The sequence below is a fragment of the uncultured Sphingomonas sp. genome (assembly GCF_902806265.1).
Classification (GTDB): domain Bacteria; phylum Pseudomonadota; class Alphaproteobacteria; order Sphingomonadales; family Sphingomonadaceae; genus Sphingomicrobium.
The window spans coordinates 36,386-56,912 of the sequence record NZ_CADCVZ010000012.1 but is presented as its reverse complement, the minus strand read 5'-3'; the positions used below and the strand labels follow the sequence as shown (position 1 = coordinate 56,912).

Genomic DNA, 20,527 nt, shown 5'->3' with positions numbered 1-20,527 from the left:
TCAACCGGCGGATCGCGGCCGCAACCGGCACCACCTACGAGCAGGGCGAGCCCATGCAGGTGCTCAGCTATGCGCCTGGCCAGCAGTACAAGCTGCACAGCGACGCGTTGACAGGCGACGTGAACCAACGGGTCGTCACCTTCCTGGTCTACCTCAACGATGACTATGACGGCGGCGCAACGGTCTTCCCCGACCTCCATCTGATGGTCCGGGGCAGCCGGGGTGAAGGTCTACTGTTCCGCAACGTCACTGCCGAGGGAGCCCCTCACCCGCTCGCCCGTCACGCTGGGCAGCCGGTCACTAGCGGTCGCAAGATGCTCCTGTCCAAGTGGATCCGAATGAGCCCACTGGATCTCAGCGGACCGCCCGGCCGTCCCTTGTAAGCAGGACCGACCGGGCACCTTGGCCCAGTGCCCTCGCTCAGTACCGATAATGCTCGGGCTTGAACGGGCCCTGCGGCTTGACCCCGATGTAGGCGGCCTGCTTGTCGCTGAGCGTCGTCAGTTTCACGCCGAGCTTGTCGAGGTGCAGCGCGGCGACCTTTTCGTCGAGGTGCTTGGGCAGGACGTAGACGTCGTTCCCGTACCGGTCCGCTCCGCTCCATAGCTCGATCTGCGCCAGCACCTGGTTGGTGAAGCTGCTGCTCATCACGAAGCTCGGGTGGCCGGTGGCGTTGCCCAGGTTCACCAGCCGGCCCTTGGACAGCACGATGATCTTCTTGCCATCGGGGAACTGGACCTCGTCGACCTGCGGCTTGATCTCGGTCCACTTCATGTTGCTGAGCGCGCCGATCTGGATCTCGCTGTCGAAGTGGCCGATGTTGCAGACGATGGCCATGTTCTTCATCGCCCGCATGTGGTCGAGCGTGATGACGTCCATGTTGCCCGTCGCGGTGACGAAGATGTCGGCGCGGGTGGCCGCCTCCTCCATCGTCACGACCTCATAGCCTTCCATCGCCGCCTGCAGCGCGCAGATCGGGTCGACCTCGGTCACCAGCACGCGCGCCCCGCCGTTGCGGAGCGACGCGGCCGAGCCCTTGCCGACATCGCCGAAGCCCGCGACAACCGCAACCTTGCCGGCCAGCATCACGTCCGTCCCGCGGCGGATGGCGTCGACCAGCGATTCCTTGCAGCCGTACAGGTTGTCGAACTTCGACTTGGTGACGCTGTCGTTGACGTTGATCGCGGGAAACGGGAGCTTGCCTTGCTTGGCGAGCTCGTACAGCCGGTGGACGCCGGTGGTGGTCTCTTCCGATACGCCCTTGGTGGCCTCCACCGTCTTGGTAAGGTAGCCCGGACGCTCCTTGAGGAAGCGCTGCAGGGTGGCAGCGAAGATCTCCTCCTCCTCGTTCGACGGCTCGAACAGCTGCTCGCCCGCCTCGACCCGCGCGCCCCACAAGGCGAACATGGTCGCGTCGCCGCCGTCGTCGAGGATCATGTTGCAGGTGGTCTCGCGGCCCCAGTCGAAGATGCGCGCGACGTAGTCCCAATATTCATCGAGCGTCTCGCCCTTGACCGCGAACACCGGAACGCCCGTGGCGGCGATGGCCGCGGCCGCGTGGTCCTGGGTCGAGAAGATGTTGCAGCTGGCCCAGCGCACGTCCGCACCAAGCGCAGTCAGCGTTTCGATCAGCACGGCGGTCTGGATGGTCATGTGGAGCGAGCCGGTGATGCGCGCGCCGGTGAGCGGCTTGGACGCGCCATATTCCTCGCGCAGGGCCATCAGGCCTGGCATCTCGGTCTCGGCAATCTCGATTTCCTTGCGGCCGAAGTCGGCCAGGGCGATGTCCTTGACGAGGTAATCGCGCTCGATCGTCTGGGTCTGCGTAGCCACGGGAGGTCTCCGAAAGTGAAAAGGACCGCGCTCTCTCCGAGCGGCGGCCAGTTGCGCCCGCGCCTAGCGGAACAAGGGATATAAAGAAAGCTTTATATGTGCCCGCGGCTAAGCGACGCCAGTCTCGCTGCTGAGCAGGCGCGGGTCGATCCCCTCGCCGCGGAAGGCAGTCGCCCAGCGCTCGTCGGTGGGCGTGTCCCATAGGACAGCAGGGTCGCCTGCCGCCGCCAGCCAGCCATGCCCCCTCAGTTCCTGCTCGAGCTGCCCGGCGCCCCAGCCGGCGTAACCGAGCGCGACCAGCCACTTGGACGGGCCCCGCCCTTCGGCGATCGCGCGCAGCACATCGATAGTGCCGGTCATGGTCCACAGCCTGCCCGAAGGCCCGACCACCTCCATCGAGTCCTCGCCGCCCCAATCATTGGAGTGGAGCACGAAGCCCCGGCCGGGCTCCACCGGGCCACCATGGTGGATCGCGCAGTCGGGCGCTTGCCCCGGATTGAGGTCGAGCTGCTTGAGCAGCCCGCGCAACCGCAGCCCCGAGCGCTTGTGACTGATGCCGATCCCAACCGCGCCGTTCTCGTCATGGACGCAGATGGCGACCACCGCCCGCTCGAAGCGCGGATCGGCCATGCCGGGCATCGCCAGCAGCATCTGGCCAGACAGATATGGCGGCTGGTCCATCCTTCCCGTCATGCGAAACTGGGACGCTTCGGGCAAGCCCCCGCCATCGCCGCCTGCCTTGTCGTGCTTCGGGCCGGCAACTATGGCCGGGCAGCACGCAGATAGGAGATCAAGCATGAGCATCCAGGTTGGCGAACGCCTGCCCGACCTTCCGCTGACCATCGCCACCGGCGAAGGGCCGCGGCCGACCACCACTACCGACTTTTTCGGCGGCCGGAAGGTCGCCCTGTTCGCGGTGCCGGGAGCGTACACGCCGACCTGCTCCGCCAAGCACCTGCCTTCGTTCGTCGAGAAGGGCGAGGAGCTCAAAGGGAAGGGCGTCCAGGAGATCGCCTGCACGAGCGTCAACGACGCCTTCGTTATGAGCGCCTGGAACCGCGACCAAGGCAGCGAGAGCATCACCATGCTGGCCGACGGCAACGGCCAGTTCGCCGAAGCGATCGGCCTCACGATGGATGGTTCCAAGTTCGGCATGGGCAAGCGATCGCAGCGCTATTCCATGATCGTCAACGATGGGGTCGTGGAGCAGCTCAACGTGGAGGCGCCGGGTGAATACCAGGTCTCGGGCGCAGACACCTTGCTGGGGCAGCTCTAGCCAGCGACCGGTCGCTGCGCCGCCTCCCTCTGGCGACAAGCGGCGCAACATTGCCGGCGGCTCGCGCGTTGGCCGCGCACATTTCGATCAATGAGGAGAATGACGTGGCCAGGTACGAAGATCGCAACCAGGATCGCAACCAGACCAACAGCCAACAGCGGAATTCCTATAGCGGGCTGAAGCTCCGCGAATCCGCCCGCTCGCGGCCCATTGCAGCCGCCGCCCTGGCGACCGCAGCTGCCGCGGCCGGCGCCTTTCTCTGGTCGCGCCGCAGCAGCAGCAGCAGCAGCAGCGGCAGCTCGGGATCGCTGATGAAGTGGGGTCAGCAGAACGACAGCAGCAGCCAGGGCTCAACGGACTTCGGTTCGAGCAGCCAGGGTTCGACCAGCCAGGACTCCTTGCTCGAGACCGCCGGCACCACGCCCAGCGCGGCCGCCGGAACGGGCGCGACTGGGACCGGCGGCACTTCGCCATCGTCCGGCGGCATCGGCGGCGCGAGCACCGGCGGCTCGGGCAGCAGCGCGGGTTCGACCCAACCGGCGAGCGGCACCAGCTCGGCCTCGACCGGCGGCACTCCGACCGGCATGGGCGGTGGCAGCAACAGCAGCAGCACCGGAAGCAGCATCGGCGGTGGCGCTGGCAGCAGCAGCCTCGGTGGCGGCGGCAGCATCGGCGGCGGCAGCAGCGGCACTTCCGGTAGTTCGAGCACCAGCAAAGGCAGCTCGAGCAAGTCGGCCAAGTCCAGCGACACGGGCAGCCAGACCTCGTCGGCCAAGGGCAATACCGGGCTGGACGAGACCAGCAAGGACCAGACCAAGACCGGCGCGATTTCCTACGGCGCGTAAGCGAGCCGGGGAGCGTTGGTAAGGGAGGGGCGCTTCGGCGCCCCTCTTCGTAAGTAGCAGGAGAGAAGAATGGCCGAGCCGCTGAAGCCCTTGTCCGAGCAGGTGATGGTGATCACCGGTGCCTCCAGCGGGATCGGCCTCGCGACCGCGCGCCGCGCCGCTGCAGAGGGCGCCAGGGTAGTGCTCGCCGCCCGGAACAGCGAAGCGCTTGACGAAGCGGTTGTAGCGATCCGCAACAAGGGCGGCCAGGCCACCGCGTTGGCGGTAGACGTCGCCGACGAAGGCGCGGCCGACCAGCTCGCCGCTAAGGCGCTGGAAGAGTTCGGATCCATCGACAGCTGGGTCAACGACGCCGCGGTCGCGCTTTATGCCCGGCTGGAGGAGGTCACGCTGCAGGAACACCGCCGCGTGTTCGACGTGGGCTACTTCGGGCTGGTGCAGGGCAGCATGGCCGCGGTGCGCCACATGAAGGAGCGCGGCGGGGCGCTGATCAACGTCGGCTCCGTCCTGTCCAATCGCGCCATCCCGCTCCAGGGACCCTATTGCGCGATGAAGGCCGCGGTGATGCAGTTCACCGACGCGCTCAGGATGGAGGTGGAGGACGAAGGCTCGCCCATGGCGGTGACGCTGATCAAGCCGGCCGGCATCGACACGCCCTATCCCGAGCACGCCCGGAACAAGATGAACAAGCCCGCTCGCCTGCCGCAGCCGCTCTACGACGTGGAGCTGGTCGCCAAGGCGATCTGCTTCGCCGCGGCGCATCGCCGGCGCGAGCTGGTAGTCGGCGGCGGCGGCGTCATGCTGACCTCCGTCGCCCCTGCCCTGTCGCGGCTGAGCGATCTCGGCATGGAGCTGCTCGGCGACGAGGTGGCGCAGACCACCACCGTGCCGCCCACGCCCGGGACCAACGACAATCTGTTCGAACCCCGCGCCGACGGCCGCACGGAAAGCAACCAGCAGCCTTTCACCCGCCAGACGTCGCTTTACTTGGAAGCGCAAATGCACCCGGTTGCGGCAACGGCCATCGTCAGCGGGGTGGCGGCAGCGATTGGCGGCGCGGCCTGGGCGCTCGGCCAGCGCGGTCGCCGTGATGTCGGGACGCGGGATGCGGAGCGGCGGTTGAAGGCGGCGCGGCTGGCGGCGGAGTAGGCACACTCTCTCCCCGCGAGAGAGGGTCGACTCGCGCGTAAGCGCATGCGGGGTGAGGCCAGTTTCGATCAGCCTCCACGCGGGCAGTCATGGGAGCAAGTCCACTAACGTCGGTCCTGTCGGCTGCGCCGCAGGCCGGCCGGCCTTGCGCGTCTCTCGGCTAAGCTGACCTTCGCTCCGCGAAGGCCTGCTTAGCGTCGGCGCTTCAGGCTACCACCCACAAGTCTTGCCCCGGTTCTGCTCCTGCAGCCACACCTGCAGCGGCGCGAAATATTCGAGCATCGGCTTGCCCGACATCTCGCGGGTGCCGGTGAACGCCTGCAACGCTTCCGGCCAGGGCTTGCTTGCGCCCAGCTCCAGCATCGCGTTCAGGCGCTGCCCGACCTCCTTGTTGCCGTAAAAGGAGCAGCGATGCAGTGGGCCCTTCCAGCCGGCCATGTCGCAGGCGGCCTTGTAGAACTGGAACTGCAGGATGCGCGCCAGGAAGTAGCGGGCGTAGGGCGTGTTGCCCGGGATGTGGTACTTGGCGCCCGGGTCGAAGTCGCTCTCGCTGCGCTGCACGGGCGGCGTGATGCCCTGATACTGCTGGCGCAGCTGGTTCCAGCCGGAATTGTACTGCATCGGTGAGATCGAGCCGTCGAACACACCCCAGCGCCACTTGTCGACCAGCAGGCCGAACGGCAGGAACGCCACCTTGTCCATGGCCTGCCTGAGCAGCAGGCCCGTGTCCTTGCTGGCATCCGGCACCTTTGACCGATCGAGCAGGCCGATCTGGACGAGGTACTCGGGCGTCACCGACAGGGCGATAAAGTCCCCGATCGCCTCGTGAAAACCGTCGTTGGCGCCGTTGAGGTACAGGTATGGCTGCTGGTTGTACGCGCGCTGGTAGTAGTTGTGCCCAAGCTCATGGTGGATGGTGACGAAGTCGTCGCCGTTGACCTTGGTGCACATCTTGATGCGCAGGTCGTCCTTGTTGTCGAGGTCCCAAGCGGACGCATGGCACACGACCTCGCGGCCTTCCGGACGGACGATCTGCGAGCGCTGGTAGAAGCTAGCGGGTAGCGGCTGGAGGCCGAGCGAGGTGTAGAAGCCCTCGCCGATACGGACCATGTCGGTCGGCGTCTTCTTCTTGGCCTTGAGCAGCTCGGTCACGTCATAGCCGACGTCGCCCGCACCCTCCGGCGCGACCACGTCGTAGATGTTGCCCCATTCCTGGGCCCACATGTTGCCGAGCAGGTCGGCGCGGATCGGCCCGGTCTCGGGCTGGATGGCGTCGCCGTACTTCGCGTTGAGCTTGGTTCGCGTATAGCAATGCAACTGGTCGTAGAGCGGCTTCACCTCCGCCCACAAGCGGTCGTACATGGCCGAGAACTCCTGCGGACTCATGTCGTAGTTCGACCGCCACATGGCACCCGCGTCCGGGTAGCCGAGCTCCTTGGCGCCGGCGTTGGCGATCTCCACCATGCGGGCGTAGTCGCCTCGCATCGGCCGCCCGACGTTGCTGTGCCAGCTGGTCCAGACCTCCTGCGTCTTGCGCGGGTCGCGCAGCGTGCCCATCGCCTCTTCGGCGTCGTCGCCGGTAATCTGCTTGCCGTTCAGCGCCGCCCGGCCCTTGCCGTAGGTGGACTGCAGCTTGGTGGTGATGGTGTTGAGCTCCGCCGCCGCGCCGGGCGTGGTCGGTGCCGCCAGCACCAGCGCGCCGCGCAAGATGTTGAGCTTGCGCGCGGTGTCGGGGTCGAGGCCCTGCACCTGCGCATAGCGCGCCGCGTCCTTGGCGTAGCGGACGCCCTTCTCCGTCCCGATCGTGCCGAAATACGCCGCCAGGGCGTCAGTATCGTCGGTGATATAGGTGGCGTTCACCCAGGCGGCGCGGCCGCCGATCACGCTGAGGTCGAACAGGTCCTTCTCGACCGCCGCGATGAACTGCCGGGCGCCTTCCGGGGTGCCAGGATAGTCACCGGCCGGCGGAGCGTCGCTGGTGCCGGGCGTGTCGTTCTGCGTCAGCGCAGCCGACGCAGGCGCGGTCGTGTCGGTCGCAGTGGTGGTCGCGCAGCCGGCAAGCGCCAGTGCAAAAAAGGATACGGAAGCTGCCAATTTCATGGACTTAGGACCTCATCGGGCATGTTGGATGGAAGCGGAGTGGAGCTTCGTCACGGAGCCGTCAAGATGCCAGGAAGCGGGCGATCGCCTCTCCCAGCTCGAGCTGCGTAACCGAGCTCATGTGCGTTCCGGGTACCCACTCCAGCCTGGCGTCCGGCAGCCCCGCGGCGAGCTCTTCCGGCGAGCCGTTGTCGCGGTCCTCGCGTCCGCACGCCACCAGGGTCGGCATTGCGAACGCCGCGAGCCAATCGGGCGAGGCGTCTTCGAAGCTTTCCAATAGGAGCCGCGCGGCTTCACGGTCGACCTTCTGGCTCTTCATAAACTGGATCGCCAACCAGTGCGGATCGCCCCGCGGCGCGGTGTCGAACATGGCGATGCACTCGAGAAAGAAGGTCTTGCGCCGTGCCCAGCCCTGCAACCCTTGCAGCCCCATGCCGGCCAGCACCGCCCGCCGCGGCCGCAGCCCCTCGCCCACCGCCTGCACCGTGGTCCGCGCGCCGAGTGAGAAGCCGCCAAGGTCGAACTCGGGCAGCGCCAGGTGCTTAAGCAGCTCACGCACATCGCGCGCCAGCACGCCCTTGCCGTAGCAGGCCGGGTCGTGCGGCTTCGCGCTCGCCCCGTGCGCGCGGAGGTCCGGCATAATCACCCGGAAGCCCTCCGCCGCAATCCGCTCGGCATGGCCGAACTTGAGCCAATTCATGTCACTGTCCGAAAACAGCCCATGCAGCAGGATGACCGCGCGGCCCTCCCCGATCTCACGCCAAGCCAATTGGACGCCGTCAGAGGCGGTCCAGCTATGGGTAGTGGCTTGAGTCATGTCGGCCTTGTACCCCCGCGAAGGCAGGGGTCCAGTTCTCTTCCACGCCGCCGCAACTAGCATTCGCCTCCTGCCTTTGCAGGAGCACGGCACCTAGCTCGGCGGCCCCGCCCCCGCCCGCTCCCAGCGCTCATTCAGCCGCTGGTATTCGTCGCTGCGGGTCTCCGGAAGGCCTTCGGTGTTCAGCCACTCCCGGTGCATGCTCTCCGCACCGAAATGGCTGGTCGGGCGGAAGCGCGAGGGGTCGTCGAACGCCGCGACCGTCAAGTCCATCTTGTCGGTGTCCTCGAGGTAGCGGAAGCCGAGCGAGGTCCCGCAAGCCGAACAGAACGGCCGCTCGGCGATCGGCGAGCTCCGGTACCAGTCGGGCTCGCCGGTCCAACGAACATTCGCCTGGGGCAGGTTGAACATCGCCAGCGACACATTGCCGCTCGCCCGCTGGCACATGCGGCAATGACAGAGGTAAGCGCCGACGGATTCTACCTCCGCCTCGAAGCGAATCCGACCGCAGGCGCAACCGCCGGCCATCCGCTGCTCAGCCATCATGCGGCCTTCTGCAGGTGCTTCCTGCCCAGCATCTCCGCGATCTGCACGGCGTTCAGCGCCGCGCCCTTGCGCAGGTTGTCGCTGACCACCCACAGGTTGAGGCCGTTCTCCACCGTCGGGTCCTCGCGGACGCGGGAGACGAAGGTGGCATAATCGCCGACGCACTCAACGGGCGTGACGTAGCCGCCGTCCTCGCGCTTATCGACCAGCATGACCCCGGGCGACTGGCGCAGGATGTCCTGGGCCTCCTTAGCGCTGATCTCGCGCTCGAACTCCACGTTCACCGCTTCCGAATGGCCGACGAATACCGGCACCCGGACGCAGGTCGCGGTGACCTTGATCTTGGGATCGAGGATTTTCTTGGTCTCGACCACCATCTTCCATTCTTCCTTGGTCGAGCCGTCGTCCAGGAAGCTGTCGATATGCGGGATAACGTTGAAGGCGATCTGCTTGCTGAACTTCTGAGGCTCGACGGAGTCGCCGACGAAGATGTTGCGCGACTGGTTGAACAGCTCGTCCATGCCCGCCTTGCCGGCGCCGGATACCGACTGGTAGGTCGCCACGACCACCCGCTTGATGGTCGCGGCATCGTGCAGCGGCTTCAAGGCCACCACCATCTGCGCGGTGGAGCAGTTGGGGTTGGCGACGATGCCCTTGCGCGGGCGGGTGGCGAGCACCTCGCCGTTCACCTCCGGCACCACCAGCGGCACATCGGGGTCCATCCGGTAGAGCGAGCTGTTATCGATCACGATGCAGCCGGCCTGGGCAGCGCGCGGGGCATGCAGCCTGCTGGTCTCCGAGCCTGCGGCGAACAGCGCCATATCCCAGCCCGCGAAGTCGAAATGCTCGAGGTTCTTGACCTTGAGCGTCTCGCCGCTGTCGCCGAAGTCGATGACGTCCCCGGTCGAGCGGGAACTGGCGAGCGCCGCCACCTCGTCCAGTGGAAACTGCCGCTCGGCCAGGATCTGCAGCATCTCGCGTCCGACATTGCCGGTCGCTCCAACGACCGCGATCCGGTAACCCATCAGTGTCTCCAGCCAGCCCGCCGTGTACGTCGGCGGTGGTGCCCCCGGTCCGACTCGAACGGACACGTCTTGCGACAATCGATTTTGAGTCGATCGCGTCTACCATTCCGCCACGGGGGCTTCCCGCGCCTGCTAGCTGCCTCGCTCTCTTACCGCAATGGTCGGGTCAGGCGAACACCCGCTCTAGATCGTCTTGGCTATACGGATCCGGCCCGTAGCTGTTGCTCCCCTGGTTTCCCGGCAGCAGCATGAAGACGAACAACGCGATGGCTGAAACGCCGAGGAGGGCCAGCATGATGATCGCCGGTACGCCAAGGCCCTCGCCCCCGTCAGCCGTGAACGCACCCGAACCAAGAGCAATTGCAACAAGGACGATAAGCAAGACTAGTGGAAGGGCTAGCCACCAGCCCGAGCGATTGGTGTCATGTAGCCGGCGAACGGTCACTGCTATGCTCGGCACAATCAGAGCCAAGGAAGCGAGGCCATTGATCGGGCCGCCCTCGCTCATGCTTGTGGCGAGACCAAACATGCCATCCAGGAGGCTCGTCACGAACCCGACAACGACGCTCAGCAGCAGCGTGAACCACCAGTACTCTGCGCGCGGCGCTCGGCGGCAAAAACGAAATATTTCTTAAGCGGCAGCACCGCCCATCCAGTCGGTGTCACTTCAAGCCCCCTTCTTGTGAGTCCCTAGACCTTACAGCTGGCTGCCGGCACTGCAATCAGTTGCGCGGTGCCTGCCTTCGATAACTCAGCGCCTCCGCGACATGAATGCGGCCGACCTGATGCGCTCCGGCCAGGTCGGCGATCGTGCGGGACACGCGCAACACACGGTGGACCCCTCGGGCGCTGAGACGCATGGCAGCCGCGGCATCCGCCAGCAGCTTGCGGCCGGGCTCGTCGGGAGTCGCCACCTCGTCGAGCAGCTCGCCATCCGCCTCGGCGTTGGTGCGGGGGCCATGACCATTATAGCGTTCGGACTGCACCCGGCGCGCTGCGGCAACCCGCTGAGCCACATCGGTGCTCCCCTCGGCAGGTGGCGGCAAGGTTAGGTCGGCCGCGCTCACCCCCTGCACTTCGACATGCAGGTCGATGCGGTCTAGCAGCGGTTCAGAGACCCGCGCCTGGTAATCGGCCGCGCAGCGCGGCGCCCGGCTACAGGCCAGCGCCGGATCACCGAGGTGCCCGCAGCGGCACGGGTTCATCGCCGCAATCAGCTGCACTCGCGCCGGGAAAGTGACGTGACTATTGGCTCGCGCGACGCTGACCGTGCCGGTCTCCAGCGGTTGTCGCAAGGAGTCGAGTACCGCCCGCTGGAACTCGGGCAGCTCGTCCAGGAATAGCACGCCGAGGTGCGCCATGCTGATCTCGCCCGGCCGCACCTTGAGCCCGCCCCCGACCAGTGCAGGCATGGAAGCGCTGTGGTGGGGCGAGCGAAACGGCCGGGTGCGGGTCATCTTGCCACCGTCGAGCTCGCCGGCCACGGAGGCGACCATCGACACCTCCAGCGCCTCGCTTGGCGTCAGCGGGGGCAGGATGCCCGGCAGGCACGCGGCCAGCAGCGACTTGCCCGCGCCCGGTGGTCCGCTCATCAGCAGGTTGTGTCCGCCGGCCGCCGCGATCTCCAGCGCACGCTTGGCCGTCTCCTGCCCCTTCACCTGCCGGAGGTCGGGGCCGCGCCCGACCACCTCCGCCTCCCCCGGCTGCGGCGTCGAGAGCAGGGCGGTGCCCTTGAGGTGCGCCAGCAGCGCCAATAGGTCGGGCGCGGCGAGCACCTCGACGCTGCCGGCCCACGCCGCCTCGGCGCCTTGCGCAGCCGGGCAGATCAGCCCCTTGCCCTCCCCGCCAGCATGCAGCGCGGCCAGCAGCACGCCCGGGCTCGGCGCGATCCGCCCGTCCAGCCCGAGCTCGCCAACTGCCACATAATGCGCCAGCGCCTCGGCATCGCATGCGCCCATGGCCGCCAGCAACCCCAGCGCGATCGGCAGGTCGAAGTGGCTGCCTTCCTGGGCAGATCGGCTGGCGAAAGGTTCACCGTGATCCGTTTGGGCGGCAGCGCCAACCCGATCGCCGACAGCGCCGCCCGCACCCGCTCGCGGCTTTCCGCGACCGCCTTGTCCGGCAGCCCGACAATGACGAACGCGGGCACGTTGGTGGAGAGCTGGACCTGGACCTCGACCGCCCGTGCCTCAAGCCCGAGGTAAGCCACCGTAGAGACCGTCGCGACCATCAGCCGCGCGCTCCATGAAGCACACAGAAAAACACGGGTCCCCCTAGCTCGGCCGGGGGTGAGTAAGCGGCGGCGGGACGGACCGCAATCGGCCCGCCGCTTGTTGGCTCCGTGTTGCCCGCCTACATCACTGCACGATGATCAATCGTGAGCAGGTGCGGGTCTTCTTTGCCTGGCGGTCCGTTCGAACGGCGCTGTTTGTGCTCGGCCTACTGATGATGGCCATAATAACTCCGATGATCGCCGTGTTTCCTGGCCCTGGCGGGATTTTTGTGTTTGGTGCCGGGCTGACACTGGTGCTCAAGAACAGCGAGTGGGCCAAGCGCAAATATGTCGCGTTCAAGCGCTGGCAGCCCAAGGCGGGGCGCTGGACCGACTGGGGCCTCCGCCGCCAGAGCACCCGCCGGCGCGAAGCGCTCGCCAAGGAAAAAGAGCGCCGGGAATCACCGCCGCCCCATTGCGTTCCGCGGATGGACGATCCCCTGCCATCGGCGGGGGTCGAAGTGGCACGAACCGACCCGAGCCCGACCGAGACTGCCCCCGCGCCGCCAATCGGCCAAGCGCTGAAACGTTGACTTGGCGACGCCCTTCGCTTAACGGCCCGCCGCAACGAGCGGCTGCCCCATGGCAGCCCTTTTTCTTTCAGTTCGAGGCAATGAGCGATGAAGCGCACCTTTCAGCCGAGCAATCTGGTCCGCAAGCGGCGGCACGGGTTCCGCAGCCGGTCGGCGACGGTCGGCGGACGCAAGGTGCTTGCAGCCCGGCGCGCCCGCGGCCGCAAGAAGCTCAGCGCCTAATCACCCTAACCAGGCGCGCGGACTTCCTCGCCGCAAACGCCGGCAAGCGCGCGCCGATGCCCGGCTTCGTCCTGCTGGTCCGCCCACGTGACGACGGCTCGCCCGACAAGCGGATCGGCTACACCGTCAGCCGGAAGGTCGGCAATGCCGTGACCCGCAACCGCATGAAGCGCCGCTTCCGCGCCCTCGCCCGCGAGCTGCTCCCGACTTACGGTCTGGCCGGCGCGGACCACGTGCTGATCGGACGGCAGAGCGGGATCGAGCGGCCTCTCGCTTCCCTGCAAGACGAGCTGGTCAAGGCGCTCCGCAAGGTCGCGCGATGATCGCCCGCGCGCTTATCCTGGTCGCCAAGGGATGGCAGAAGGGTCCGTCCCGCGTACTTCCGGACGACTGCCGATTTCAGCCAAGCTGCTCGACCTATGCGATCACCGCCTGGACGCGCTATGGCGCGCTTAAGGGCAGCTGGCTGGCTACCCGGCGCATCCTGCGCTGCCATCCCTGGGGCGGCCAGGGCTACGACCCTGTCCCCTGACCGTTTGAGGATCACGAGCTCAAGTGAACGAAACGCGTAACATGATCCTGGCGGTGGTGCTGTCCGCGCTGGTGCTGCTCGGCTGGAGCGCGCTTAGCGACCGTTTCCTGCCCACCGCCACGCCGCCCAAGACCACCGTCGAGAACGGGCAGGTCAAGCCGGTGCCGCGACCGGAGGCGGATCCCACCGCCGACTCCCCTCCGGCGCTACGCAGCCGCGCTGCCGTGCTCGGCGCCACCCCGCGGGTGCGGATCGAGACGCCTTCGCTCCGCGGCTCGCTGAACCTCCGGGGCGCACGGATCGACGACCTCATGCTGGTCCGGCACAGCCAGGATCTCCGCCGCAGTTCGCCGCCGATCCGCCTGCTGTCGCCAGCGGGAGCGCCGGGCGCCTACTTCGCCAGCTTCGGCTGGCTTGGCGAAGGTGTGCAGGCGCCAGACGCCAATACCGTGTGGCAGGCGAACTCGGACGTGCTCGCGCCCGGCCGCCCGGTGACGCTCGGCTGGACCAACCCCACGGGGCAGCGCTTCGAACTGATCGTCTCGGTCGACGGCGGCTACCTGTTCAAGGTCCGCGGCCGGGTGGCGAACGGCGGTGCCGGCCCGATCGCGATCCGGCCCTATGCCCTCGTCAGCCGTGCCCAGAAAGCTGCCGATCCCGATGCCTGGACCCACCATGTCGGACCCATCGCGTTTCTGGGCGGCGCGGCCAACTACGACGTGAACTACGGTACGCTCGACGAGGCCGGCGCTGCGGGCACCAGCTTCACCAGCAATGGCGGCTGGCTGGGCTTCACCGACAAATACTGGCTGACTGCTCTCGCTCCGGTCGGAGATGCCGGGCTGAACGCCAGCTTCCGTCGCTCCGCCACCGGCGGCTATCAGGCCGACTATGCCCGCCAGCCGACGATCGTCGCGCCCGGCCAGATGCTTGCCACCGAGACCCGCCTGTTCGCCGGCGCCAAGGAGAAGGAGCTGCTCGACGGCTATGAGGAGCAGGGCATTCCCAAGCTCTCGAAGTCGATCGACTGGGGCTGGTTCGAGTGGTTCATGCGCCCTATCTTCCAGGGGCTGCTGTGGTTGTTCCATGCGCTCGGCAACTTTGGCCTGGCGATCGTCGCACTGACCTTCATCGTCCGCCTGGTCATGTATCCGATCTTCGACCGGCAGTTCCGCGGCATGGCCGCCATGCGCGTTCTGCAGCCCAAGATGAAAGAGCTGCAGGAGCGCTACAAGGACGACCGCGAGCGGATGCAGCGTGAAACCATCGAGCTGTACAAGCGTGAGAAGGTGAATCCGGCCGCGGGCTGCCTGCCGATCTTCTTGCAGATTCCGGTGTTCTACGCGCTCTACAAGGTGCTGACTGTCAGCGTGGAGATGCGGCACCAGCCCTTCTACGGCTGGATCCGCGACCTGTCGGCGCCCGATCCGCTGACGCCGGTCAATCTGTTTGGGCTGCTGCCCTTCATACCGCCCGGGTTCCTGGCGATCGGCGTTCTGCCGATCCTGCTCGGCATCACCATGTGGCTGCAATTCAAGCTCAACCCGGCGCCGCTGGACCCGATCCAGAAGCAGGTCTTTTCGATCATGCCATGGGTGATGATGTTCGTCATGGCGCCGTTCGCGGCCGGGCTGCAGCTTTATTGGGTAGTCTCTAACATCCTTGGCATCGCCCAGCAGAAATGGCTGTACCACAAGTACGACACCGAACGGGTGACGGCGCGAGCCGCGGCGGCCGGCTAAGGCGTGGACGAGGCGGACACAGCCGAACAGGCCCGCAAACTGTTTGCGGGGGCTATCGACTTCCTGAAGTCTGCCCCCTCGCTGCAGTTCCTGCCTGAGCCCGACATTCCGGAAATCGCTTTCGCCGGCCGCTCCAACGTCGGCAAGTCCTCTCTGCTGAACGCGCTCACCAACCGCAAAAGCCTCGCGCGCACCTCAAACACGCCGGGCCGGACGCAGGAGCTCAACCTTTTCGACGTCGGCCGCCCTCCGGTGCTGCGACTGGTCGACATGCCCGGCTACGGCTTTGCCGAGGCGCCCAAGGACCTGGTCAAGCGCTGGCGCTTCCTAGTGAACGACTATCTCCGCGGCCGCCCGGTATTAAAGCGCGCGCTGGTCCTGATTGACTCTCGGCACGGCATCAAGCCGGTGGACCGGGAGGTCATGGACATGCTCGACGCGGCCGCGGTCGGCTACCACCTGGTGCTGACCAAGGCCGACAAGATCAAGCCGAGCGAGCTCGACGCCACGGTCGCCCGCACTGCGGACGAAGCGCTCAAGCGTCCTGCCGCCCATCCGCTGCTGGTGGCGACCTCCAGTGAAACCGGGAGCGGCATCGCCGAGTTACGAACGGCGGTGCTGGAGGCGGCTCTTCAATAATGCCGTCATGCCAGCGAAGGCTGGCATCCAGACGAACTGGCGTAAGGAACGAGGCGGCGTAGTCTGGACCCAGCCTTCGCTGGGGTGACGAAAAGGACAGGCATGCTCAAGCTCATCATCGGCAACCGCGCCTATTCCAGCTGGTCCATGCGCGGCTGGCTGGCGCTCAAGGCCAGCGAACTCGAGTTCGAAGAACTGGTCGTGCCGCTGTTCGACGAGGCTTGGGACAAGCGCCGCGAGGGAGGCGAGTTCGCGCCTTCGCTCGGCAAGGTGCCGGTGCTGTGGCATGGGGAGACGGTCGTCTGGGACAGCCTGGCGATCATCGAGTATTGCGTCGACCTGACCGAGCGCGCCCGCTTCTGGCCGGAGGACGATCCGGCCCGCGGTATGGCGCGCTCGATGGCGGCGGAGATGCACTCGGGCTTCGCCAACCTGCGCCGCGACCTGCCGATGAACGTCCGCAAGATCCTCGGCCCCTGTCAGCTGTCGAAGGAGGTCACGGCCGAAATCAACCGCATCCTGACCCTGTGGGCGCAGGCGCGTGCGCGCTTCGGCGGGACCGGCGACTTTCTGTTCGGCGAGTGGTGCGCGACTGACATGATGTTCGCGCCGGTAGTGACCCGTTTCGTCACCTATGCCGTGCCCGTGCCGCCCTTCGCCGCTGCCTATATGGAGGCGGTGCTCGCCCACCCGCACGTCGCCGGCTGGATCGACCAGGCGCAGGACGAGCCCTGGGTGATCGAACGCTATGAGGAGGTGGCCGCCAAGGCCTGACGGAACCCGTTGGCATAGCGGTGCTTTTCACCTTTATGCGCAGATACCTTCCCCTTTCCGCCGCCCTTGGCCTGGCTGCCTGCGCCACGCCGTCCGACCGCATCGCGGACGCCTTGGTCGGATACGGCATCGCGCCTGCTCAGGCCGAATGCGTCGGCACCCGGCTGGAACAGCGCTTGTCGATCGGCCAGCTACGCGAACTCGCCCGCCTGGCCCGCGCCTACCGAGAGAACGACCCCAATCCCGGCGCGCTTACCGTCACCGACCTCGTCCGCGTCACCGGCCAGGTAAACGACCCGCGCGTTCCGATTGAGGTCGGCCGCGCGGCCGGCCAATGCGGTTTGATCCGCGCCGGTCCATTGGGCATGCTGGAGGCGTTCACCGGTCCCTGAAGCCCGAGCCTAGACCCGATCGGCCTCATATGGCGTGCCGTCCTTGCGCGTGTAGTGGCCGTACTCGGTGAACAGCATGTCGATGTCGCTGTATCCGCCGCCTTTAGAAGTGCCCGCGCCCACCACCACGAACACAGACTCGCTTTCGCTTTCGTTGCGCAGGTGATGGCCGTTTCCGGTGCCTTTGGGAAAGGCGACGCAATCGCCCGCCCGAAGCAGCATCGCTCCCTCATCCTCGACAAGCACCGCTTCGCCCGACAGCATTACCAGGAACTCGTCCTCCCCGTCGTGCCAGTGGCGCTGCGACGACCAAGCGCCGGGCTTGAGCACAACATGGCTGGCCGCGAAGTCGGTCAGGCCGCCGGCTGGGGCGAGCCGCCGATACCAGCGCCCCTGCACTTGCTGATCGAAAGGTGGAGGGTAGCCGGTCCGGTTGACTTGCTCGATCGCGTTAAGGTCCAGTTTCGGCATCTCGTCTCCCCTGCTAGGCCGCCGCCATGCACCCTATCGAACCGGTTGACCTCGCCGCCAAGCTGATTTCCGTTCCGTCCATCACTCCCGCGCGTGGCGCGGTGTTCGACGTGCTGGAGCAGGCGCTTGCTCCGCTTGGCTTCACCGTTCACCGCTTCATACTGGGCGAGGCGCCAGACGGGCCCACCGAGAACATGGTCGCGTTCCGCTCGCTGGGCGAGGGCCCGCACTTTGCCTTCGCCGGCCACCTCGACGTGGTGCCGCCCGGCGATGGCTGGAGCGGGGACGCGTTCACCGCGCGGATCGAGGACGGACGGCTGATCGGCCGCGGCGCCAACGACATGAAGGGCGCGATCGCTGCTTTCGCCGCCGCCGCCTCACAGTTCGATCAGCGGCGTGGCACCCTGTCGTTCCTGATAACCGGGGACGAGGAGGGTTTCGCCACCTACGGCACGCCGCGAATCATCGACTGGCTGAAGCAACGCAGGATACGCCCCGACATGATCCTGATCGGCGAGCCAACCAGCGAGCAGCGGCTCGGCGACACGGTGAAGATCGGCCGTCGGGGCTCGGTCAACATGGTGGTGGAGATGCCCGGTACGCAGGGCCACGTCGCGTACCCGCACAAAGCCGATAACCCGGTCGGCAAGCTCGCCCGCATCGTCGCCGCGCTCGACTCCATGCACCTCGATGACGGCACCGATGCCTTCCCGCCATCGAACTTGGAGTTCACGGGGCTGGCAACGCCGACCCAGGCCAACAACGTCATCCCCGCCTCCGCTACAGCTCAGCTCAACATCCGCTTCAACAATCTCCAGCGCGGGGCGGAGCTGGTCGAGCGGGTGACGGGCATTGCGCGGGAGGTCGAACCGCGAGCCCAAGTGCACTCCCGCATTTCGGGCGAGGCTTTCCTGACTCCGCCCGGCGAGCTCTACGACCTCGTGGTCGGGGCGATCGAAGACGAAACCGGCATTGCCCCCGTCTTGTCGACCGGCGGCGGCACCTCGGACGGCCGCTTTCTGATCCAGCTCTGCCCAGTGGTCGATTTCGGGCTGCCTAACGCCACCATGCACAAGCTCGATGAAAGCGCGTCGGTTGCGGACATCGGGCAGCTTGCCCGCATCTACCGCCACATCGTCGAGCGAGTACTCGGCTAGGCCACCACGCGCCGGGCGCCCCGGTCGGCATTGCTGGTCCAGGCGACGTACTCGGTTTCGAACATCGGCTGGGCGAAGACGAAGCCCTGCACTGTATCGCAGCCCATCGCCCGCAGGATGTCCGCGCCGTCCACGCTTTCGACAGCTTCCGCCACCACTTCGCAGCCGACCCCCTTGATCAGATGGATGACCGCCTGCACCATCACCCGCGCCTGCTCGTTGGTGGCGATGTCCGCGATCAGCGAAGGGTCGAGCTTAACCCGGTCGATCGGCATGCTCCGCAGCCGCGCCAGGTTCGAGTAGCCGGTCCCGAAATCGTCGATGGCGACGCTTGCGCCATCCGCCCGCAGCGCCGCGATCGCCTCCAGCACCGCGCCCGAGCATTCCATTGCGGCGGTCTCGGTGAACTCGAGCTCCACCTGCGACAGCGGCACGCCCGCATCGGCGAAACTCTGCCGCATGCGGTTGAAGAAGTCGGGCCGGTCGAGCTGCCGCGGAGACACGTTAAAGGCTAGGCGGCGCGGCGGCGCCCCGGCCTCGTGCCATGACGCCAGCAGCGACGCGCATTCAGCGATGACCCAATCGCCGATCTCGGTGATCAGCCCGGTCTGCTCGGCAATCGGTATGAAGGTAGCGGGCGGCCGCATGCCGTCACGCGGGTGGTTCCAGCGCAGCAGGGCCTCGGCCCCTGTGATCTCGCCGGTGGCCAGGCTGAGCTGCGGCTGCAGAGCAAGCAGGAACTCGCCCCGCTCAACCGCGTCGGTAAGGGCCGATTCGGTCTCAATCTTGCGGCTGTGCTCGGCCGCCAGCTCGTCGCTGAACAGGCAAAGCTGACCGCCCCCGCGGCCCTTGGCACGGTACATGGCGATGTCGGCGGCCCGCATCAGCCCCTCGATGCTGCGACCGTGGCGGGGAAGCAGCGCGATGCCGACCGAAGCGCCGACATGGATGCTGTGCCCGTGCAGCTCAAAGGCTTCGCCGACCGCCGACACTACGCGCCGGGCGAGCCGTTCGGCCTCGGCGACATCGCCGACCTGCGGCAAGAACAAGGTAAATTCGTCGCCGGCCAGCCGCGCCAGCAGCGGCCGCGGCGCCTGGGGCGACGTCTCGCCGTTCACGACGACCCGCAGCCGGTTGGCCACCATGACCAGCAGTTGGTCGCCGCGCGCGTGGCCCAGGCTGTCGTTGACCGATTTGAACCGATCGAGATCGATGAACAGTAGCGCCCCAAGCTGCTCCTGCCCGTTGCCGAGCAGCAGCCGCTCCGCTTCGACCCGAAAGTAGGTCCGGTTGGGAAGCGAGGTCACCGGATCGTACATGCCCAGCGCTTGGGCGTTTTCGATCGACGAGCGCACTTCCGCGAACAGGCTGTCCACCGCCGCGGCCAGCTTGGGATGGTTGCGCTTGACGATCGCCGGCGCCGGGCTGGTGAGGTCCCCGCCTTCCACCGCCAGCAGGCGCTCGCCAAGTGCGGACAAGGCCCGCGCGCCCTCGCTGTTCGGCCGTTCGGCGGCGACAAAGCAGACCAGCACGCAGAAGAAGCCGGCAATCATAGAAGCGGCAATCTGCTGGGGAAGCTGGGTGAGCGTCAGGAAGGCGCCCAGCGAGAAGACGAACGACGCCAAGCCTGCCAGGAACGACAGGACCGCGTTGCTGATCTTCTGGGCAGTCCCGTCCTTCATCACCCGGCGCATATCCCCGGCGCGGGGCAGGGCCGCGCACTCACCGGGATTAAAGCTCCACGGTTAAGAAAGCGTTCGGGAGTGAAAGGATCTGCAGGTTCAGCGGCGCAGCACCAGGTACAGGCTCCCGCCTCCGCCGTGGCGGCGATGGGCATTGCGGACGGCCGCGATCCGCCCGGCGTGCCGCGACACGGCCAGCCAGTCGTGAATGGCCGCCCGGATGCGGCCACGCTCCACCGGCGGCTCGCCCGCGCGGTGATGCCCGGTGATCAGCAGCAAGACCCGGTCTCCCGCCGCGATCGCCTGCTCCAGCGCCCGGTCTATGGCGGTCCAGGCACCATCAAGGTCGTGGCCATGTAGGTCTAGCACCCGATCCGGCTCGACCGTTCCCGAGCGAAGCCGACGATCCCAATGACCGTCCAGCGTCGTGCCGGGCCGGACAGGTTGCGGCAACGCCGGAGCCACACGCGGAGGCGGCCCCTTGAGTTTCCGGGTTATCGGCGGTGGTATCGGGACCTCG

General features: G+C 67.0%; 23 protein-coding genes, 1 tRNA gene and 1 pseudogene. 13 read left to right on the top strand and 12 right to left on the bottom strand.

Annotated features, from left to right (window positions below):
• Positions 1 to 383: 2OG-Fe(II) oxygenase (locus tag QZX62_RS03370; RefSeq protein ID WP_294172114.1), on the top strand; the 383-nt coding region annotated here is incomplete at its 5' end.
• 37 nt (positions 384 to 420) lie between these two features.
• Here the strand turns inward: QZX62_RS03370 and ahcY are convergent.
• Together ahcY and QZX62_RS03360 are read right to left on the bottom strand one after the other, a co-directional pair.
• Positions 421 to 1,812, bottom strand: a complete 1,392-nt coding sequence (gene ahcY, locus QZX62_RS03365; RefSeq protein WP_294172119.1) for an adenosylhomocysteinase — start codon at positions 1,810 to 1,812, stop codon at positions 421 to 423.
• 129 nt (positions 1,813 to 1,941) lie between these two features.
• A complete protein-coding gene (locus tag QZX62_RS03360) occupies positions 1,942 to 2,514 on the bottom strand; it encodes a YqgE/AlgH family protein (protein ID WP_294172113.1) in 573 nt (190 codons plus the stop codon).
• A 115-nt stretch (positions 2,515 to 2,629) separates the two neighbouring features.
• Between QZX62_RS03360 and QZX62_RS03355 the strand changes: the two genes are divergently transcribed.
• The 3 genes from QZX62_RS03355 (at position 2,630) to QZX62_RS03345 (ending at position 5,103) form a co-directional block, all read left to right on the top strand.
• Complete coding sequence (locus QZX62_RS03355; protein WP_294172112.1) at positions 2,630 to 3,109, top strand: peroxiredoxin; 480 nt, start codon at positions 2,630 to 2,632, stop codon at positions 3,107 to 3,109.
• Between the two features lie 104 nt (positions 3,110 to 3,213).
• A complete protein-coding gene (locus QZX62_RS03350) occupies positions 3,214 to 3,954 on the top strand; it encodes a hypothetical protein (protein ID WP_294172111.1) in 741 nt (246 codons plus the stop codon).
• A gap of 69 nt (positions 3,955 to 4,023) precedes the next feature.
• Entirely contained in the window at positions 4,024 to 5,103 is a 1,080-nt protein-coding gene (locus tag QZX62_RS03345) for an SDR family oxidoreductase (RefSeq protein WP_294172110.1), read from the top strand.
• 210 nt (positions 5,104 to 5,313) lie between these two features.
• Here the strand turns inward: QZX62_RS03345 and QZX62_RS03340 are convergent, their stop codons facing one another.
• The 7 genes and pseudogenes from QZX62_RS03340 to QZX62_RS03310 form a co-directional block, all read right to left on the bottom strand.
• Entirely contained in the window at positions 5,314 to 7,203 is a 1,890-nt protein-coding gene (locus QZX62_RS03340) for a M2 family metallopeptidase (protein WP_294172109.1), read from the bottom strand.
• Positions 7,204 to 7,264: 61 nt separating this feature from the next.
• Positions 7,265 to 8,020: an alpha/beta fold hydrolase gene (locus tag QZX62_RS03335; RefSeq protein WP_294172107.1), complete on the bottom strand. Its 756-nt coding sequence runs from the start codon at positions 8,018 to 8,020 to the stop codon at positions 7,265 to 7,267.
• 93 nt (positions 8,021 to 8,113) lie between these two features.
• The gene (locus QZX62_RS03330) at positions 8,114 to 8,563 is read right to left on the bottom strand and encodes a GFA family protein (protein WP_294172105.1); all 450 of its coding nucleotides are present in this window, start codon (positions 8,561 to 8,563) and stop codon (positions 8,114 to 8,116) included.
• On the bottom strand, positions 8,563 to 9,591 hold the full coding sequence (locus tag QZX62_RS03325) for an aspartate-semialdehyde dehydrogenase (protein ID WP_294172104.1): 1,029 nt from the start codon (positions 9,589 to 9,591) through the stop codon (positions 8,563 to 8,565). The genes QZX62_RS03330 and QZX62_RS03325 overlap by 1 nt, the downstream gene beginning before the upstream one ends.
• Positions 9,592 to 9,627: 36 nt before the next feature.
• A tRNA-Leu gene (locus QZX62_RS03320) sits at positions 9,628 to 9,711 on the bottom strand.
• Between the two features lie 46 nt (positions 9,712 to 9,757).
• Entirely contained in the window at positions 9,758 to 10,162 is a 405-nt protein-coding gene (locus QZX62_RS03315; RefSeq protein ID WP_294172117.1) for a DUF805 domain-containing protein, read from the bottom strand.
• 151 nt (positions 10,163 to 10,313) lie between these two features.
• Positions 10,314 to 11,821 (bottom strand): annotated as a pseudogene (locus tag QZX62_RS03310) (YifB family Mg chelatase-like AAA ATPase).
• Between the two features lie 137 nt (positions 11,822 to 11,958).
• Between QZX62_RS03310 and QZX62_RS03305 the strand changes: the two are divergent.
• The 8 genes from QZX62_RS03305 (at position 11,959) to QZX62_RS03270 (ending at position 16,697) form a co-directional block, all read left to right on the top strand.
• The gene (locus QZX62_RS03305) at positions 11,959 to 12,396 is read left to right on the top strand and encodes a hypothetical protein (protein ID WP_294172103.1); all 438 of its coding nucleotides are present in this window, start codon (positions 11,959 to 11,961) and stop codon (positions 12,394 to 12,396) included.
• A gap of 87 nt (positions 12,397 to 12,483) precedes the next feature.
• A complete protein-coding gene (rpmH, locus tag QZX62_RS03300) occupies positions 12,484 to 12,618 on the top strand; it encodes a 50S ribosomal protein L34 (protein WP_029942004.1) in 135 nt (44 codons plus the stop codon).
• Between the two features lie 56 nt (positions 12,619 to 12,674).
• Entirely contained in the window at positions 12,675 to 12,941 is a 267-nt protein-coding gene (gene rnpA, locus QZX62_RS03295) for a ribonuclease P protein component (RefSeq protein ID WP_294172099.1), read from the top strand.
• On the top strand, positions 12,938 to 13,150 hold the full coding sequence (gene yidD / locus QZX62_RS03290; RefSeq protein ID WP_294172097.1) for a membrane protein insertion efficiency factor YidD: 213 nt from the start codon (positions 12,938 to 12,940) through the stop codon (positions 13,148 to 13,150). The genes rnpA and yidD overlap by 4 nt, the downstream gene beginning before the upstream one ends.
• 23 nt (positions 13,151 to 13,173) lie before the next feature.
• The gene (gene yidC / locus QZX62_RS03285; RefSeq protein ID WP_294172096.1) at positions 13,174 to 14,892 is read left to right on the top strand and encodes a membrane protein insertase YidC; all 1,719 of its coding nucleotides are present in this window, start codon (positions 13,174 to 13,176) and stop codon (positions 14,890 to 14,892) included.
• 3 nt (positions 14,893 to 14,895) lie between these two features.
• Complete coding sequence (gene yihA / locus QZX62_RS03280) at positions 14,896 to 15,531, top strand: ribosome biogenesis GTP-binding protein YihA/YsxC (protein WP_294172095.1); 636 nt, start codon at positions 14,896 to 14,898, stop codon at positions 15,529 to 15,531.
• 102 nt (positions 15,532 to 15,633) lie between these two features.
• Complete coding sequence (locus QZX62_RS03275; RefSeq protein ID WP_294172093.1) at positions 15,634 to 16,305, top strand: glutathione S-transferase family protein; 672 nt, start codon at positions 15,634 to 15,636, stop codon at positions 16,303 to 16,305.
• Positions 16,306 to 16,340: 35 nt separating this feature from the next.
• A complete protein-coding gene (locus tag QZX62_RS03270; protein WP_294172092.1) occupies positions 16,341 to 16,697 on the top strand; it encodes a hypothetical protein in 357 nt (118 codons plus the stop codon).
• Between the two features lie 9 nt (positions 16,698 to 16,706).
• On the opposite strand, the gene QZX62_RS03265 is transcribed toward QZX62_RS03270, so the two are convergent.
• Entirely contained in the window at positions 16,707 to 17,168 is a 462-nt protein-coding gene (locus QZX62_RS03265; protein ID WP_294172091.1) for a cupin domain-containing protein, read from the bottom strand.
• A 26-nt stretch (positions 17,169 to 17,194) separates the two neighbouring features.
• Here QZX62_RS03265 and dapE point away from each other — a divergent pair, with 26 nt between their 5' ends.
• Positions 17,195 to 18,325, top strand: coding sequence for a succinyl-diaminopimelate desuccinylase (gene dapE / locus QZX62_RS03260; RefSeq protein ID WP_294172090.1), 1,131 nt, complete (start codon positions 17,195 to 17,197; stop codon positions 18,323 to 18,325).
• Here dapE and QZX62_RS03255 read toward each other — a convergent pair.
• Positions 18,322 to 20,007, bottom strand: coding sequence for an EAL domain-containing protein (locus tag QZX62_RS03255; RefSeq protein WP_294172089.1), 1,686 nt, complete (start codon positions 20,005 to 20,007; stop codon positions 18,322 to 18,324). The two genes, dapE and QZX62_RS03255, sit on opposite strands and share 4 nt — an antisense overlap.
• 99 nt (positions 20,008 to 20,106) lie before the next feature.
• A complete protein-coding gene (locus QZX62_RS11830; protein ID WP_366926178.1) occupies positions 20,107 to 20,460 on the bottom strand; it encodes a Smr/MutS family protein in 354 nt (117 codons plus the stop codon).
• Positions 20,461 to 20,527 lie beyond the last annotated feature (67 nt).